This is a genomic window from Thioalkalivibrio denitrificans (genome assembly GCF_002000365.1).
GTDB lineage: Bacteria > Pseudomonadota > Gammaproteobacteria > Ectothiorhodospirales > Ectothiorhodospiraceae > Thioalkalivibrio_A > Thioalkalivibrio_A denitrificans.
On record NZ_MVBK01000038.1, the window covers coordinates 1 to 16,385 of the forward strand.

The 16,385-nt window shown below is 58.8% G+C and carries 11 protein-coding genes; 9 read left to right on the forward strand and 2 right to left on the reverse strand.

Features of this window, described 5'->3' with window-relative positions; genetic code table 11:
* The first annotated feature begins 346 nt into the window (after positions 1 to 346).
* The 8 genes from B1C78_RS06560 (at position 347) to B1C78_RS06585 (ending at position 12,130) form a co-directional block, all read left to right on the forward strand.
* Positions 347 to 1,261 carry a ZIP family metal transporter gene (locus B1C78_RS06560; RefSeq protein WP_077278358.1) on the forward strand — a complete coding sequence of 305 codons (915 nt, stop codon included), beginning with the start codon at positions 347 to 349 and terminating at the stop codon, positions 1,259 to 1,261.
* Positions 1,262 to 2,068: 807 nt separating this feature from the next.
* Positions 2,069 to 4,960 (forward strand): ribonucleoside-diphosphate reductase subunit alpha, encoded by a 2,892-nt coding sequence (locus B1C78_RS06565; protein WP_077278359.1) that lies wholly within the window; start codon positions 2,069 to 2,071, stop codon positions 4,958 to 4,960.
* Between the two features lie 173 nt (positions 4,961 to 5,133).
* Positions 5,134 to 6,360 carry a ribonucleotide-diphosphate reductase subunit beta gene (locus tag B1C78_RS06570; RefSeq protein ID WP_077278360.1) on the forward strand — a complete coding sequence of 409 codons (1,227 nt, stop codon included), beginning with the start codon at positions 5,134 to 5,136 and terminating at the stop codon, positions 6,358 to 6,360.
* A gap of 699 nt (positions 6,361 to 7,059) precedes the next feature.
* Positions 7,060 to 7,527 carry a hypothetical protein gene (locus B1C78_RS06575; RefSeq protein WP_077278361.1) on the forward strand — a complete coding sequence of 156 codons (468 nt, stop codon included), beginning with the start codon at positions 7,060 to 7,062 and terminating at the stop codon, positions 7,525 to 7,527.
* Positions 7,528 to 7,660: 133 nt separating this feature from the next.
* The gene (locus tag B1C78_RS17745; RefSeq protein WP_217698012.1) at positions 7,661 to 8,098 is read left to right on the forward strand and encodes a hypothetical protein; all 438 of its coding nucleotides are present in this window, start codon (positions 7,661 to 7,663) and stop codon (positions 8,096 to 8,098) included.
* A 126-nt stretch (positions 8,099 to 8,224) separates the two neighbouring features.
* Positions 8,225 to 9,127 (forward strand): hypothetical protein, encoded by a 903-nt coding sequence (locus B1C78_RS17345; protein WP_139349827.1) that lies wholly within the window; start codon positions 8,225 to 8,227, stop codon positions 9,125 to 9,127.
* Between the two features lie 1,007 nt (positions 9,128 to 10,134).
* Positions 10,135 to 11,031: a CPBP family intramembrane glutamic endopeptidase gene (locus B1C78_RS06580; protein WP_077278362.1), complete on the forward strand. Its 897-nt coding sequence runs from the start codon at positions 10,135 to 10,137 to the stop codon at positions 11,029 to 11,031.
* A 304-nt stretch (positions 11,032 to 11,335) separates the two neighbouring features.
* The gene (locus B1C78_RS06585) at positions 11,336 to 12,130 is read left to right on the forward strand and encodes an SDR family NAD(P)-dependent oxidoreductase (RefSeq protein ID WP_077278363.1); all 795 of its coding nucleotides are present in this window, start codon (positions 11,336 to 11,338) and stop codon (positions 12,128 to 12,130) included.
* Between the two features lie 117 nt (positions 12,131 to 12,247).
* Here B1C78_RS06585 and B1C78_RS06590 read toward each other — a convergent pair whose 3' ends face one another.
* Entirely contained in the window at positions 12,248 to 12,913 is a 666-nt protein-coding gene (locus B1C78_RS06590) for an REP-associated tyrosine transposase (RefSeq protein ID WP_077278364.1), read from the reverse strand.
* A gap of 351 nt (positions 12,914 to 13,264) precedes the next feature.
* Here B1C78_RS06590 and B1C78_RS06595 point away from each other — a divergent pair, with 351 nt between their 5' ends.
* Positions 13,265 to 14,167, forward strand: a complete 903-nt coding sequence (locus B1C78_RS06595; RefSeq protein WP_077278365.1) for a pPIWI-associating nuclease domain-containing protein — start codon at positions 13,265 to 13,267, stop codon at positions 14,165 to 14,167.
* 1,255 nt (positions 14,168 to 15,422) lie between these two features.
* Here the strand turns inward: B1C78_RS06595 and B1C78_RS06600 are convergent.
* A complete protein-coding gene (locus B1C78_RS06600; RefSeq protein WP_139349828.1) occupies positions 15,423 to 16,352 on the reverse strand; it encodes a hypothetical protein in 930 nt (309 codons plus the stop codon).
* Between the last annotated feature and the right edge of the window lie 33 nt (positions 16,353 to 16,385).

Consider the following 16,385-nt stretch of genomic DNA (forward strand, 5'->3'; position numbering starts at 1 on the left):
AACAGCCAGGACAGAAAATCCCCTCTCCCTCAGGGAGAGGGCCAGGGTGAGGGTGGTTCTCTCCACTCTGGCGGGACAGGCGCAGCGAGTACACGTGGTTGATCGTTCAGAACCGCGACGCAAAGACGCAAAGACGCAAAGGTGCGCAAAGTACTTCAAGGCTGAAGGTCTCCCCCAACAGCCAGGACAGAAAATCCCCTCTCCCTCAGGGAGAGGGCCAGGGTGAGGGTGGTTTGAATCCCAAACCCTGCCACCGCATCCGATCAATACCACCCGCTCGCCAGGGTCGCTCTCATGGCCATTGATCGCCGCGCTACACTGTTCCGATCAACAGCAAGGAGCGACCATGTCCAACCCCCAGGCCGACGACGACCACTCGCTGCGCAGCTGGGCGCTGCCGCTGCTGGCGCTCATCGTCTCCCTGATCATCATCTACTTCGTGGTGGACAACTGGGCCGCGCTGCAGGCACGCCTGGCGGACATGGGCACCATCCAGCTCGGCCTGCTGGCGAGTTTCGTCGCGGGCCTGTTCACCGCGGTGGGTGCGTTACCCGTCCTGTTCCTGTCGCGCATCCGGCGCAAGGTGGAGGACTCCCTGATGGGTTTCGGCGCCGGCGTGATGCTGGCCGCCACCGCGTTCTCCCTGGTGCTGCCAGGGGTCGACGCGGCCGAGGTCTACACCGGCGGCAACACGTTGGCCGCGGCATTGCTGGTGGGTGTGGGCATCGGCGTCGGCGGCCTGTTCATCCTCGCCCTGCATCGCTTCGTGCCCCACGAACACTTCGTCTCCGGCCCCCAGAGCGGTGCGAACCCCGAGAAGGTGCGCCGAATCTGGTTGTTCGTGTTCGCCATCGCCCTGCACAACTTCCCCGAGGGCCTCGCCGTGGGCGTGGGCTTCGGTACCGGCGACCTGGCCGCCGGCGTGGCGCTCACCATTGGCATCGGCCTGCAGAACATGCCGGAAGGCCTGGTGGTGGCCGTGGCCATGCTGACCCTCGGATATTCGCGCTGGACCGCCTTGGGCGTGGCCCTGCTCACCGGCCTGGTGCAGCCCGTGGGCGGCCTGTTCGGCGCCAGCGTGGTGACCCTGGCCGAACCCCTGCTGCCCATCGGCCTCGCCTTCGCCGCCGGGGCCATGCTGTTCGTGATCAGCCACGAGATCATCCCCGAGTCCCACCGCAAAGGTCACGAGGGCCATGCCACCCTGGGGGTGTTGGTGGGGTTTATCGTGATGATGGTGCTGGATGTGGCACTTGATTGAAGTGGGAAGTGGGAAGTGGGAATTGGGAAGTGCGAATGTGCCGTGGTTGGAGTGAGTGCGGCGGACCCCGGCGTTTGTGGCTGTCGGTGATGGTGTTGACCGCGACGCAAAGACGCGAAGGCGCAAAGGTGCGCAAAGCACTTCGTAGCTGAAACCCCCTCCCGAACCCCCGTGTTTTCCCCTCTCCATCAGGGAGAGGGCCAGGGTGAGGGTGGTTTGGAGGTCCGACTGCCCCTTCCGTCCCGATTCCCCTGGGGCACCCCGGCCCCGGCGGCTTTCGGTGACTTCTGCTCGGGACTCTCGCCAAGACGCGAAGCTCGCGAAGGAAGGCCTTTCAAGATACTTGAATGGGTTCTTCGCGGGCTTCGCGCCTTCGCGAGAGATCCGATCTTTTCCTCACCAGGGCACAGACCCATCCACAACGACCCGTCGCCCCGGAGCGGCACCCCCAACTCCCCACGGGTCCTCAATGAATATTCCCTTCGCGGCCTTCGCGGTCTGCTTTCCCCCACCCAAAACCATGAAAGTTTTTTATCCTCGGCCCCCCGAAGATTTGATCACCGGTCAGCCCCGTCAGGCCCCCCCTCGCCAGGAGCAAGGCAGGACGCGGGTTCCCGATTTCGTGCACCGTTTCCGCGCAGCTTATCCACAGCCTGTCCCCATGGTGTGCACCTCCTTACACACAAGATATTGTGCTTGACGGTTTTCGGAACCCCGTCCTATAGTGTTTTGAGGCCTGAGGGGCACCACAAGACCCCGGCTTTTTCCCCATCCCCCAACACCTGCCAACCGCGAGGCCAGACACTTATGCATACGGAAGTCAGCGTCGAAGAACAGTCCAGGCCGGCAGCCGCAGGCGCCGCCCCCGAATCCGCAGTACCGGCCGCCGAGCTGGCGGCCACGGCCCCGGGCCAGCACCATGTGATCCGACGCAACGGCAAGGTCACCGCCTTCGATGAGGCCAAGATCAAGGTGGCCATCACCAAGGCCTTCCTGGCCGTGGAGGGCGGCAACGCCGCCGCCAGCCGCCGCATCCACGACATCGTGGACGAGCTGACCGCCCAGGTATGCGAGAACCTCTTCCGCCGCACCGGCGGCTCTTCCGTCACCGTGCATATCGAGGACATTCAGGACCAGGTGGAGCTGGCCCTGATGCGCGGCGGTCACCACAAGGTGGCGCGCGCCTACGTGCTTTACCGCGACCAGCAGGCCCAGAAGCGCGCCGCCGAGGCCGCGGCGAAGAAGCCCGGGAAGCAGGCCGAGGCCCCCGTGATCCACGTCACCCGCGCCGACGGCACCCGCGCGCCCCTGGACGAGGCGCGTCTGGCCGCCGTGGTGGCCGAGGCCTGCGCCGGGCTCGACCACGTGGACGGTCAGCTGATCCTCAACGAGGCCCGCCGCAACCTGTTCGACGGCGTCGCCGAGAAGGACGTGGGCACCGCGCTGGTGATGAGTGCCCGGGTGCTCATCGAGAAGGAGCCCAACTACTCCCAGGTCACCGCCCGCCTGCTCATGGACACCGTGCGCCGCGAGGCGCTGAGCTTTCTCGCCGGCATTCCCCAGGAGGCCACCCAGGCGGAAATGGCTGAGCGCTATGCCGAGTACTTCAAGGCCTACGTCAAGCGCGGCGCCGAGCTGGAACTGCTGGATGGCGAACTGACCCGCTACGACCTGGACAGGCTGGGCGCGGCGCTCAAGCCCGAGCGCGACCTGCAGTTCACCTATCTCGGTCTGCAGACCCTCTACGACCGCTACTTCATCCACTCCGGCGGCACGCGCTTCGAGCTGCCCCAGGCCTTCTTCATGCGCGTGGCCATGGGGCTCGCCATCCACGAGATCGACCGGGAAGGGCGGGCCATCGAGTTCTACAACCTGCTCAGCTCCTTCGACTTCATGAGCTCCACGCCGACGCTGTTCAACTCCGGCACCCTGCGCCCGCAGCTCTCCAGCTGCTACCTCACCTCGGTGCCCGACGACCTGGACGGCATCTTCAGCGCCATCAAGGACAACGCGCTGCTCTCCAAGTTTGCCGGCGGTCTGGGCAACGACTGGACCCGCGTGCGAGGCATGGGCGCCCACATCAAGGGTACCAACGGCAAATCCCAGGGCGTGGTGCCGTTCCTGAAGGTGGCCAACGACACCGCGGTAGCGGTCAATCAGGGAGGAAAGAGAAAGGGCGCCGTGTGCGCCTATCTCGAGACCTGGCACATCGACGTGGAGGAGTTCATCGAGCTGCGCAAGAACACCGGCGACGACCGCCGCCGCACCCACGACATGAACAGCGCCAACTGGATCCCCGATCTGTTCATGAAGCGCGTGGCGGAAGAGGGCGAGTGGACGCTGTTCACCCCCAACGAGGTGCCGGACCTGCACGATCTCGTCGGCGAGGCCTTCGAGCAGCGCTATGTCGAGTACGAGGAGAAGGCTGCCCGGGGCGAGATCAAGGTCTTCAAGAAGCTCAAGGCCGTGGACCTGTGGCGCAAGATGCTCGCCATGCTGTTCGAGACCGGCCATCCCTGGATGACCTTCAAGGACCCCTGCAACCTGCGCAGCCCGCAGCAGCACATCGGCGTGGTGCACAGCTCCAACCTCTGCACCGAGATCACGCTCAACACCTCGGACGACGAGATCGCCGTGTGCAACCTGGGCTCCGTGAACCTGGCCGCGCACGTGGACGAGAACGGCTTTAACCTGGACAAGCTCGAGCACACCGTCAGCACCGCCCTGCGCATGCTGGACAACGTCATCGACTACAACTACTACTCCGTGCCCCAGGCGCGGCGCTCCAACCTGCGCCACCGCCCGGTGGGGCTCGGCATCATGGGCTTCCAGGATGCGCTGTATCAGCAGCGCATCCCCTACGCCTCGGAAGACGCCGTGGAGTTCGCCGACCGCTCCATGGAGGCGGTGTCCTACTACGCCATCAAGGCCTCCACGGATCTCGCCGAGGAGCGCGGCCGCTACCAGAGCTTCGAGGGCAGCCTGTGGAGCCAGGGCATCCTGCCCATCGACTCCATCGACCGGCTGGCGAAGGCCCGCGGTCAGTACCTGCAGCAGGACACCTCCGTTACATTCGACTGGGACAGCCTGCGCGACCGGGTGCGCACCGTGGGCATGCGCAACTCCAACACCATGGCCATCGCGCCGACCGCGACGATTTCCAACATCTGCGGCGTGAGCCAGTCCATCGAGCCCACCTACCAGAACCTGTTCGTGAAATCGAACCTCTCCGGCGAGTTCACCGTGATCAACCCGCACCTGGTGAACGACCTCAAGGCCCGCAAGCTGTGGGACGAGGTCATGGTCAACGACCTCAAGTACTACGACGGCTCCGTGCAGCCCATCGACCGGGTGCCCGATGATCTCAAGCAGCTCTATGCCACGGCGTTTGAGCTCGACGCCCGCTGGCTGGTGGAGGCCGCCTCGCGTCGCCAGAAGTGGATCGACCAGGCCCAGAGCCTGAACCTCTACATGGCCGAGCCCTCCGGCAAGAAGCTGGACACCCTCTACAAGCTCGCCTGGATACGCGGCCTGAAGACCACCTACTACCTGCGCTCCATGGGCGCCACCCACGTGGAGAAGAGCACCGTGGCCGACGCCAGCCGCGCGAACAAGCTCAATGCAGTGAAGGAAGGGGAGGCCGCGGAGGCTCCAAAGGTTTGCTCGATTCTGGATCCCGAATGCGAGGCGTGCCAATGAGGCAGTGGCAAGTGGCAAGTGGCAAGTCTCAAGGTTTAAACCCCCTCTCCCTCAGGGAGAGGGTCGGGGTGAGGGTGGTTCGCCCCACCCCCGGCCGCCTGAGACTGGCCACCTGGCCGCGCCTGCGTCTGAATCCACCAAAGCCATAACCGAACAAGAGAAGGGGATAACACATGCTTCAATGGGACGACCCGATCGCCGCCGTCACCGGAAAGAAGGCCCAGGAACCCGCCGTCCGCCCGGGCATGGGCTTCCAGGACAACGAATCCCTCATGACCACCGCCGGCGCCGCGCCGAGCGTGAACCCCGATCCCGACGCGGCCCTGGATGTGGAACCCGAAGGCACCGGCAACACCGGCCTCGAAGACATCGAGCTGGGTGCCGAGCGCATCCGCGTGGACGACAAGAAGATCATCAACTGCCGGGCCGACCTGAACCAGCTGGTGCCCTTCAAGTACCAGTGGGCCTGGCAGAAATACCTGGACGGCTGCGCCAACCACTGGATGCCCCAGGAAATCAACATGAATGCCGACATCGCCCTGTGGAAGGACCCCAACGGTCTGACCGAGGACGAGCGCACCATCGTCAAACGCAACTTGGGCTTCTTCTCCACCGCCGATTCCCTGGTGGCCAACAACCTGGTGCTGGCCGTCTACCGCCACATCACCAACCCCGAATGCCGCCAGTACCTGCTGCGCCAGGCCTTCGAGGAGGCCCTGCACACCCACGCCTACCAGTACTGCGTGGAATCCCTCGGTCTGGACGAAGGCGAGATCTTCAACATGTACCGCGAGGTGCCCGCCGTGGCCCGCAAAGCCGAGTGGGCGCTGCCGTTCACGCGCTACCTCGCCGATCCCGACTTTCACACCGGCACCCCCGAGAACGACCAGAAGCTGCTGCGCGAGCTGATCGCCTTCTACGTCATCTTCGAGGGCATCTTCTTCTACGTGGGCTTCGTGCAGATCCTCTCCATGGGCCGGCGCAACAAGATGACCGGCGTCGCCGAGCAGTTCCAGTACATCCTGCGCGACGAGTCCATGCACATGAACTTCGGCATCGACGTCATCAACCAGATCAAGCTGGAGAACCCGCACCTCTGGACGCCGGCGTTCAAGCAGGAGATGTCCGACATGATCCACGACGCCGTGGAACTCGAAGCCCAGTACGCCCGCGACACCATGCCCCGCGGCGTGCTCGGCCTCAACGCCCCCATGTTCGAGGAATACCTGCACTTCATCGCCAACCGCCGCTGCGCCCAGATCGGCCTGAGCGAACTCTATCCCGGTGCGGACAACCCCTTCCCCTGGATGAGCGAGGTGCTGGACCTCAAAAAGGAGAAGAACTTCTTTGAAACGCGCGTCACCGAATACCAGACAGGAGGTGCACTGAGCTGGGACTGATCACCCACGTCGTCCCGTCCCCGCGATCCGGCCGCCAGTCGCGACGGAACGGGGACGGGACGGGAGGCGGACCCTATCTTCCTACCCGGCGAGCGAGGCAGGGTTGAGGAGGGGGCCGGGGCCGGGCAGGGGCCATCCATCAATCCCCCTCCCCCGCGTGCGGGGGAGGGCCGGGGTGGGGGCCCGCCGGCACAGTGAGCCTCCACCATGCTCCCTAAGAAGGCAGGGAGCCGCGGAGGAGCAAAGAGGAGCAACGCCACCTCCCCGCTCCCTCCCTCGCATCACGGGGGAGGGCTGGAGAGGGGGCCGCAGGAGCACGGTATGGGACGAACGGAAGCAACAGTTGATGCAGCATGTCCGGTTGAACGGCCGCCCGCCCGCAAGGGGGCCGGCGGCCTGCGGTCGCTTGGGGGAAGACTGAGCGAGAATTCGAGAAACAGAATGGCCAAGGATATGGTGATAGTTGAGTCGATAAAGTTGAAGGGGCGTCCCGCCGGGACGCCCCTTCGTGTTTCTCGCACCCCTTCCCCCTCCAAGTTCATGCTGTTGTAGGTCGGGCTTCAGCCCGACAGCGGCACTCGTTGTCACCTCGTGATGCAGGACCATCACCAACATTCAGGCAAAGGAGCCGCCTTTAGCCCCCGGCCGGTCCCGCCAGACCATCCGGCCCGTTTGCCTATCTCACGGAGGGCGAACGACATGAAAGGAAGTTACTTCATAACGGCCGATTTCCTCCTCGCCGCCATCCTCACGGCCTTCGCCCTCTACGCCCTGGCCATGCTCATCGCCCGCTGGGCGCCGGCGTCGCAATCCATGAACCTGCTGCAGCGCTTCGCCATCTGCATCATCACCATCGCCGCCGGATTCGCATCGTTCATCGCATTCCTCACGAGCATTGCCGTCGGCCTGTGGCAATGGCAGATCGGCCTGCCGGGCACCGTCGCCGTAACCGCTTGCCTGGTGTTCGGGCTTTCGGTCGTGCACTGGGCAGCGATGCGGCGGTCGGAGGCGGTGTGGTTCTGTGACCTGGAGGAGCAGGTAAGGTTGAATGGGTTGAGGGCGCGGTGGCGGAGGGAGGAGAGGGAGTCGGTGCGGGCACCCGTTGCGTCCGATCTCGTCTCAAGTCTTAAAGAGAGGGGCAGGAAGGGGGCGCGGGTTTATTTCTGAAGGAAGGCGCAGTGTTTGTGCGCTCGGTTCCTTTGAGAGTCAATGGGTTGTCATGGCGGGTGAAGGTTATACGACGAAAGCGCCATGTTACAACATAACATTCTTGCAGCAGAAATCTGGTTAGAGAAAAATCATGATCAAAGCAGATTTCACTAGAATCTCAGCGAAAGACCATCCAGCAGCCCAGACGATGTCACCTGGATGGTTTGCAATATCCCATCGCTGGATTGCGGAAAAGGACATACGAAGACGGTCCTATGGCACATGGTTCAAGATATCTCGCGGTAGAAAATACTGTTATAGAACTCTAACGATGGTAGCTTTTCTTGAAGGCTCACCGAATTCCGGAGTCGGAGAAATCTGTATTGATTGGGGAGCGTGGTTATATCTTGATGACTATAAAGAAAAGACATCACCCAATCTGACTCTTGAGATAGAACCAGCAGGCCTGTTATCAATGCCCCATATAGCTCTTTCGCACCCTGATCCTGGATACCGCATCGCATCAAAAATCGCATTGATTTCCTTGGGCCTCGGAATTCTATCGGCTGTCCTTGCTATCGGTCTCTAGCCATGCCTTTTCTAACAAAAGCTTCCACCGGACGCGGGATAACTTTTGGGCTGGCCAAGCCAGGCAATTTTAGTGTCCGCGTCGGTTAAGCGAAACATTATGCCACACACTTTCTGATGCCCACCTATGGCTGAGTATCTTTCCTATCGCCACGCGGTCAACGCGATCCGATTGTTATATCAGCGTTCAGGGTTCCATATCCCGTCACGTACTGTTGGAGAACAAGTATCCGCCGAGTTTTCGCGCGAAATTACAACTACAAGAATGGCATCACTTTATGCGCTCGTGGATGAGCAAGTCGCTCTCCTAAGATTGATATCGTGGTATTTCGCATCAGCAATTCCGAATAGTCCGAAAGTTGCGCTTTCCTATTATCGACTTGCCGTACGGCAGATGAGAACGCTCGCCTCAATTCGGCTGCAATGCACTTTTGGTCTTGATACAAATGCAAGACTTCAACTCCGACTCCTATATGAGAATGCAGTCCTCTGGGTTCGTTTAAGGGTGGATGCGGAGGCTTTCAAGGACTTCTCAGAGTCATCATCTAGAGACAAGGCGAATGAGTTCTGGCATAAGTATCTTTCTAGATCAAAGTCCGAACGATTTCTATCTAGCGAGTTTCTGGCATCAGGTCATTCCTGGCTTGGTGGTTACGAAGAGGCGATAAGGGAACTGAGAAATGGTGTCGGGCTGGCCGCACACCCGTCGATGCTTGCGTCATTATTCGATGCATCGGATGACTGGAAAGAAATGGGAGACGATCTCATATTGGCAAATCCTTGCGACGCGTCACATTTCACCCTATCAATGTCAATACTTTCAGCATCGCTACCGTTTTCAATTAAGCCGGAACCTTACTATCCTATTGAAGCAACCAGTCTTTTTGGAGGAACTCGCGCACTGAAGCCCTATGCGCATCCGACGGAGTCGTGGGATGAGTACAACCTTCAACTTCGAGATATGGTTCCAAAGCTTTTCTTGCTGTCTACGCGGTTTTCGAACGAACTCAGTGTCAAGGAGAAAAGGTGACAGATCTATTTTTGCGGTGCACAAATAGATCTGTCACTTTTCTGCCGTCACCTTTTCCGCGCCTTCGATTCACAGTGGTCTGGCCATCCCTAGCCTCGCTCGATTGGTGGTTGTCCTCGGCTACGATAATGCCGGAATCAGTATAAAGGGGACGGAGGGATTTTAAGTCACCTTTCCCAAGCAGCGATGACGGGGTCGGGCCGTGGCAACTGCAAGATTAGCCGTAAGAAATGCTTGGAAGTGGCGTGAAAGCAGGGCTTAGAGTCGCAGTTTCTGGCCCAAAACGGGCGCTCCAAGAGAATCGGCGGCCTTCACCTCAAGGCACAGGCTCGGGCTGCTGGGCGAACTACCAGAAACGTCTAAGATCCGACGACGGGATTGACGGTGGCAACAAATCTGCGTCCATGCACAAAGTTACTAATTGTCCTGCTCAGTGGCATTGGGGCACCCCTGTTCCAGCCGCCGTTCCATGAAGACTACTTGTCCCCACCATCCCTTGCGTTCGTTTCGGTAATTTTTCTATTTGGTGCCGCCGGCGTACTGCTGTTGACTGGGTTGCTCGCCTCTACTGGCCGCATGGGTGAGCCTCTGATCCGGCCAAGTCTGTGCACTCCACCATACCGTTATGATCAGCCATTGCTGTCGTTCGATACTGGAGCCCTGGTACTGATGGCATATGCCATCGGCGGAACACTGTACTCGTCCATCCAGGGCCCGTTTCTATACTTTTGGGCGATACCGTTCTTCGCCGGTCTCGGCGCTTGGTGTGGTGTGCGTGCTTACCTAAAACTCCAGGCATAAGGAAAACCGGGTTAGCAGAGAAAAAGGGGACGGAGGGATTTTAAGTCCCCTTTCCCAAGCCACGGCCAGGTGATTACGGCGGGTTGTACAAGTCTCGTAATTTCTCGAGCCCAGTAGGTGACAGATCTGTTTCTGCAGCGCAACGATAGATTTGTTACCTTTCCATCTTAGCCTGGTTTATTCGTCCTGATCACAGGGATGTGACTATGCAATCAGAAGGTTCATCACGCCTCCCTCAAATTCGCTACTGCCTCATTGCGATCCTGGTGCTGTGGTACTGGGCGCCTGGGCGATACGAGTTTGCGATCATGTGGGTCGACGGCGAGTGGTACCTGTTCGAACTCGCTGCCATCTACTACATGCAAGGCACGATGGCGCTGTTCATAATCCTTGCGGCGTACTGGGTTCGTCTTGATCCGAAGAGGATTCTCGGCCGTGGCTTAGAGTCGAAGGACATTGCTGGCACACTGCTTGTGGTTGTTATGACCTTTGCTGCCGCCTCGGTGCTCAATGTCCTCTTCATCATTCCCGTCACGTATGTGCTCCCGGAGTTCGTTGAGTGGTGGCTGGACTGGTCCCTTTACCCGCTTATCTACGTCTCTTCAGATGGCAGTATCCCGGTCTGGGCGAATTTGCTGAGCCTCGTCTCCCTTGTTGTGCTGGCACCACTGATCGAGGAGATGCTTTTTCGCGGCTATCTGCTCCACCGCCTGGCGCAAAAATTGGGGCTTTGGGCCGGGGTGCTGGTCAGTTCAGTCCTGTTCGGGGCCGTACATCCAGATCCGCTTGCGGCCGCTGTAATGGGATTTGGCATGGCCGTGTTGTATTTGAAGACCCAAACCCTATGGGCACCGATTCTGGCGCACGCGTTGTACAACCTGATCGTGTGGTTCTGGCACCTGCATGATGTACTTGTGCTGGGTGCGGATTATTACGACAGGTACGGGATTGAGCACTTGCGGGAGGATTGGTGGATGGGAGCCATTGCGCTTGTGGTGCTTGTGGTGTTTGTAGATCGCTTGATGAGGCGACGTGGGCCCCTTGGGCCGTTCGCTTTGCCCGGGGAAACAAGGCCCTCGGGTATTGAACATCAGCGCAGCTGACTGTCCCAGCCGTGATCTTTCAAGAGGTCAGTTCGGGAGAATGAATAAAGGGGAAAAGGTGACAGATCTATTTCTGCGATGCACAAATGGATCTGTCACCTTTTTGCCCGATTGTGGAGAGTTGTGGAGAGGGCGCCTACTATCCAGTGAATGGGCAGGTTCAGTCCGACCCCATTAACCCTAACCCATTGATCATCCGCGGTGGGGCCGTTGATCGGGTTTTCTTTCAGAGCGACGAGCGACACACGGACCGCCGCGAAGAGGACTTCAGTTTCTCAATGGGCCGAGACGCAGAGGTAACTTCATGAAGAACCGAACGTCACTCGAAGGAGCCGTGTCGATCGTCACCGGAGCGCGCGGCGTGATAGGCAGGGGGATCGCGCGCGAGCTGGCGGACGCTGGCAGCGACGTCGTTCTACAGGTAGCGCGCGACGGGGATGGATCGGTCGTGGTGAAGGAAGCGGGCCGGGCGCAACCGCTTGTCGAGGAGATCGAGGCACTCGGGCGGAAGGCACTGGCGGTGAACTGTGACGTGAGCAACCCGGCGCAGGTGAATGCGATGGTCGAACGCACGATCGAGATTTTCGGGCGGCTCGACGTGCTGGTGAACAACGCCGGGATCGTCCGCGTCTGTCCAGTGGAGAGCATGACCGATCACGAATGGGACGAGGTCCTCGGCGTGAATCTGAAGGGGATGTTCCTCTGCTGTCGCGCCGCCATCCCGCATCTGAAGGCGAGCGCGGGTGCAATCGTCAACAACGGGTCAATCGCGAGTTTCGGCGGCGCCGGCGGGCTCGCCCATTACTGTGCCTCCAAGCATGGCGTGATCGGCCTCACTCGGGCCTTGGCACTGGAACTCGCGCCCTTCGACGTCACCGTCAACGCGATCTGCCCAGGCATCGTGAACACGCCCATGTGGTCGAAGGTGCTGACTCCCGACCCCGAGCAGTACCGTTCGGTAATCGACAGCGTGATCCCGCTCGGCCGCGACCAGACGCCCGAGGACATGGGGCGCGCCGTGGTCTTCCTCGTGACGAGCCACAACATCACCGGCCAGTCGATCACGGTGGATGGCGGCGTCACATGCCGAGCCACCTAGCGGGAGGGGATGGCAGGAGATAAGAGGAGATAAGGGGGCGGAGGTATTTGGAGATAAGGGGACGGAGGTATTTTAAGTCACCTTTCCCAGGTCACGGGGTATCCGGGGACAGTATACCTATTTCGCATTCAGACGAGCCTTACGCCCGGGGCGTTTCGGCGCCAATGACTGTCCGGTAAGAGTTTCGAGGTGTTCGACAAAGGCTGCACTACCGAGCGGTCTTCCGGTGCGGGTATGTCGCTCGATCTGCTCATGGTCTTCAATCCGCTCATTCGATAGATAGGCCGACCAGTCGCTGATTCTGTCGAGCATCGGCCGTACCTTGACCAGGCGGTCATCCTGACCTTCCATATGGGCCAACGCACTCGACCAGCGCCAGTCGGCAGGCTGCCGACAAAGCCTGGCCTTCACCGGGTTGAGCTCGACGTAGCGAACCGTCGCAAGCAGATACTGTTCATCCATGACAAATGAGTGAAAGCGCTCCTGCCAAAGATGTCCCCGCCATCCATTGCGAAAGTTGATGCGGCGGGTATAACGGCGATGCACCTCGCCAAGAGCAGCGCGCAAGCCGTCCTCATGTTGTGGAACCATCACGAGATGGACGTGGTTGGGCATGAGACAGTAGGCCCAAATCTCCGTTTGGGTTGCTTCGGCAAACTCTGCCATAAGGTCGGTGTAATGGAGATAGTCTGCCTCGGAGAAAAAGACCTTCTGCCGGCGATTGCCTCGTTGGGTCACATGATGCGGATATCCGGGAATGACAACACGACCTATCCTGGCCATAGCTCACCTCCTTGTGATTTCCGCTTATCCTGCCATGACAGTGGGCTTCTGAGAAATGGGTATACTGTCCCCGGAATTGACTGGCGACCCGGAATACCGTTTTTCTCCAGAAGAAGCACGTACTTGTCGAAGAACCTGGTTACGGGGTCAGAAGGGCGGGGAAAAGTGTTAGGCAAGTGACACCTCCTTGTCGAAAACGCGGGCGTCCTGCCGGGAAAAGCTGGAATCCGCGGGGATGCTAAGACGCAGCACTGATTATTGCATTACGTTGCAGCGGTACTATTGCTATTACGGCCGCCGTCGCCGAAATGACTGTTGGGCGACAAGAAGCGGGAGGCGTAAGATTGAACCATGGCAAAGCGCATAAACATCTCGCAGCTGCGAAGCAAGTTCAGGCAACTTGAGAACAAGCGGCGTCAGGCCGTAAACAAATACAATCAGGCGGTACGTCAGTACAACCAGAACGTGAAGCGTGCGGCAGCAGACACCAATCGCGCCATCAACAAGTACAACCAGGAGGTTCGCGCACACAACACCCGTGTGCGCCAGAACCGCGCCAGGATCAACGCAGCTTTATCCCGGTTTCAGTCTCAGCAAGTTACTCGCTATCCGGCATACCGATCCTCAACTCAGACGCTTCATGAGTCGTATACACGCCTTGAGGCCCGATCAAAATATGAAGCGACGGATTCGGTAGATAGTATTTTTGCACTGTCCGAGCGTGAGAACGCCAACAGCCTTGAAACCACTTCTGCGCTGCTCGACAATGAGTACCAAGGCGCCGGAGACGAGTCGGAAGATGATCTCGCAAGTACGAAGATAGCGGACGAGCTGCGGAAGGTTGAGGAAGATCTTCACAATCGGTGGCTTGGAGCTTTGTTTTCTCTAAATCCGCGAAATCCCGATGCCGCTCGCCACTTTTGCACCAGCGCTCGGGAGATATTCACGCGAGTTCTAGATACTTCTGCGCCCGATCAGCAAGTACGTGTGGCGATCCCGAACTGCGACCTCACTCCTCAAGGCACGCCAACGCGCCGGAGCAAAATACATTTCATGCTTGGTCGGCGTAGCGTAGAAAACGACGCCTTGGAAGAGTTCGTCGAAAACGATATTTCTAACATCGTAGAGCTCTTCCGCGTGTTCAACGATGGAACGCACGGATCGTCGGGCACCTTCACTTTGCCTCAACTTTTCAGCATTAAGAGGCGCGTGGAGGACGGCATTCTGTTCCTGTGCAGTTTGAGTGAGGCGTAGTGCCGTTGTCGCCCAACAAATCGCTGCAGCGGACGTTTGACCCTCAGCCCATTTTGCTGCCGCAAAATGGCCCGCGCGTCAAACGCCGCTGAGCTCAAGCGTTAGAGGTCCAGATAAATATGGCTGAGTCTACGTCGACCTTCGACGCGTACGTCCAAGAAATTAACGCGGAGTATTACCGTCTCGGGCATACACTCGGCTGGCGTTTTCTTAGTGTCTCGAAAGACGTGCTCAACGGCCCAGTGCAGATAGCTCTGGTTACGCTTAATCCTGCAGGTCACTACATCCCGCCAGATCATCCGCGGTCTAGTTGCGAGGACGGGAATAAAGGGGACGGGAATAAAGGGGACGGAGGGATTTTCACAATACGATACCGGGGGGAATAAAGGGGACGGAGGGATTTTCACAATACGATACCGGGGACAGACCACGGTTTCCCTGGCCTTGCCGGCCTGTGGATCCTGATCCTATATCCGGCTTGGTAATGCGATAACTGAATTTCTTTAGAAATCAGATATGGAATGGCTGATCCTACTAGTAATCATCGTCATTCTCGGTGCTCTGGCGGGCGGGAATTCCTTCGGAGAGACCATCCGTATGGGATGTGGGTGCCTAGTTGCCATTATGGTTGTTCTCTTGGTAATAACGTGGGGCGTTACCATGCTTGCTGAGTAGAACTATATTCCCCGGGGCGGACCACTGGTTCCACCACGACTATGGGAGTATCGATGGTAATCGTGGTCTGTTCCTGGTTGGTCTCGGTTAGTCCCCTGTCCCGGGTTAGTCTCCATCTCCTGCTTCACCATCGTCAACGACCGTCCGGTCGCGGCCCGCGCGCATTGCCATGTACATCGCCTCATCAGCGAATTGAACAAGTGCGTCAACGGTTTCGCCGAACATCCATAGGAAGACGGGTGTCCTACCGATGTCTGTGGGATGAGGGGTGTCTCGCTCGTCGTCGGTGATCCGGGCCCTGGGTCAAGTCATCTAATGGCGCGGTGAGCTGTTGGCGGCCCACTTCGACAACGGCCCGGAGTATGTCCGCACGGCACTCATCAGTTGGGGAGACTGTTAGAAATGGGAAGGATTGCCGGTCGTGAATAGATCGGGATCGGTAAAGAGACCGGCAAATGCGGACACCAACTGACCGCGGAAATGATATGTCGTCTTTGATGCGCACTGCCCAGATCCTCCATGACACTTCGTCAAAGGCTCCCTAGTCAAAGTCTGCCAGAAGACTCCAAGTCCGAACTGGTTACCATCGGAGAGAGCTAACCCCAGGACCTGATATCGAAACCGGGGCCAAGTCACTGTCACCGCATTCCTTCGGAAGAGCGACTGTACTTCTACCACAAACCATAACATGAAGCCTACACTTTTCCCCTATCAGGCCTACCGCCGATTCGCGTATCACGAAATCTGTCAATCTTCTCTGGTTCCAGATGATCTTCTCTTGCCACGCCAAATCAACATCAAATCTTGCTTTGGCTAATGCATCTTTGGCATCTATTTCAGCAATCATTTCATCCGGCAAATCGGACCCCAGCCGTCGAAGTGACTCAAGCGACCTTTGGTTACGTGCAATCGCTTTCTCCTGAAAGGCCTCAAGTGAGTGTATTTTAAGTTGAATGACGTCCTTATCTGCCCATGGCGCTTCTATGATATCAACCCGGCCTAACCCGCGTAACGCAAGGTACTTAGCAATATCCGCCCGCTCCCGATAAGTTTTCGGGAAACCATTCCGAATGAGAGTCTCCTCCCAAGCCTCGCCTCTTGTCTTTCCTTGAAACCTTGTCGGAATAGGTACTTCACCCTCGTGCAGAAGGACCTGAAACTCATCGAATGCGTCATCGACCGCCCTCTTTAGATCGTCAGCCATACGCAGGGTTCTGCGCGCATCAAAGTACTCCGACTTGGCCCTGTAGACCTCCCTATAGTACCGATAGTCGCCTCTTAACTCAGAGCTTGATCGTGATGGTTCCCCCACCTCGATCCGTTGCGTCTCAATCAGGGCGAAAAGACGTCGAATGCTCTCAGCATTGGCTTCGCAGTGGGCGTAATCTGCAGATGCGATTCGTCCGATATCGTGCACTTTTACGGAGAGGTAACCCAAAACGACAAGGATGACTCCTGACAATGCGCCAATTGCATAGAACAGAGCAAGCATCTTTTTCCGAGATATCATGACTTCTCTCCACACGTCGATGCTGTACTGAAA

Bases quoted from the DNA above. Each gene is read 5' to 3' on its own strand.
- B1C78_RS06590 (WP_077278364.1), bottom strand. From the start codon at position 12,913: ATGGCCAGGATAGGTCGTGTTGTCATTCCCGGATATCCGCATCATGTG.
- B1C78_RS06560 (WP_077278358.1), top strand. From the start codon at position 347: ATGTCCAACCCCCAGGCCGACGACGACCACTCGCTGCGCAGCTGGGCG.
- B1C78_RS06600 (WP_139349828.1), bottom strand. From the start codon at position 16,352: ATGATATCTCGGAAAAAGATGCTTGCTCTGTTCTATGCAATTGGCGCA.
- B1C78_RS06580 (WP_077278362.1), top strand. From the start codon at position 10,135: ATGCAATCAGAAGGTTCATCACGCCTCCCTCAAATTCGCTACTGCCTC.
- B1C78_RS06575 (WP_077278361.1), top strand. From the start codon at position 7,060: ATGAAAGGAAGTTACTTCATAACGGCCGATTTCCTCCTCGCCGCCATC.
- B1C78_RS06585 (WP_077278363.1), top strand. From the start codon at position 11,336: ATGAAGAACCGAACGTCACTCGAAGGAGCCGTGTCGATCGTCACCGGA.
- B1C78_RS17345 (WP_139349827.1), top strand. From the start codon at position 8,225: ATGGCTGAGTATCTTTCCTATCGCCACGCGGTCAACGCGATCCGATTG.
- B1C78_RS06565 (WP_077278359.1), top strand. From the start codon at position 2,069: ATGCATACGGAAGTCAGCGTCGAAGAACAGTCCAGGCCGGCAGCCGCA.
- B1C78_RS06570 (WP_077278360.1), top strand. From the start codon at position 5,134: ATGCTTCAATGGGACGACCCGATCGCCGCCGTCACCGGAAAGAAGGCC.
- B1C78_RS06595 (WP_077278365.1), top strand. From the start codon at position 13,265: ATGGCAAAGCGCATAAACATCTCGCAGCTGCGAAGCAAGTTCAGGCAA.
- B1C78_RS17745 (WP_217698012.1), top strand. From the start codon at position 7,661: ATGATCAAAGCAGATTTCACTAGAATCTCAGCGAAAGACCATCCAGCA.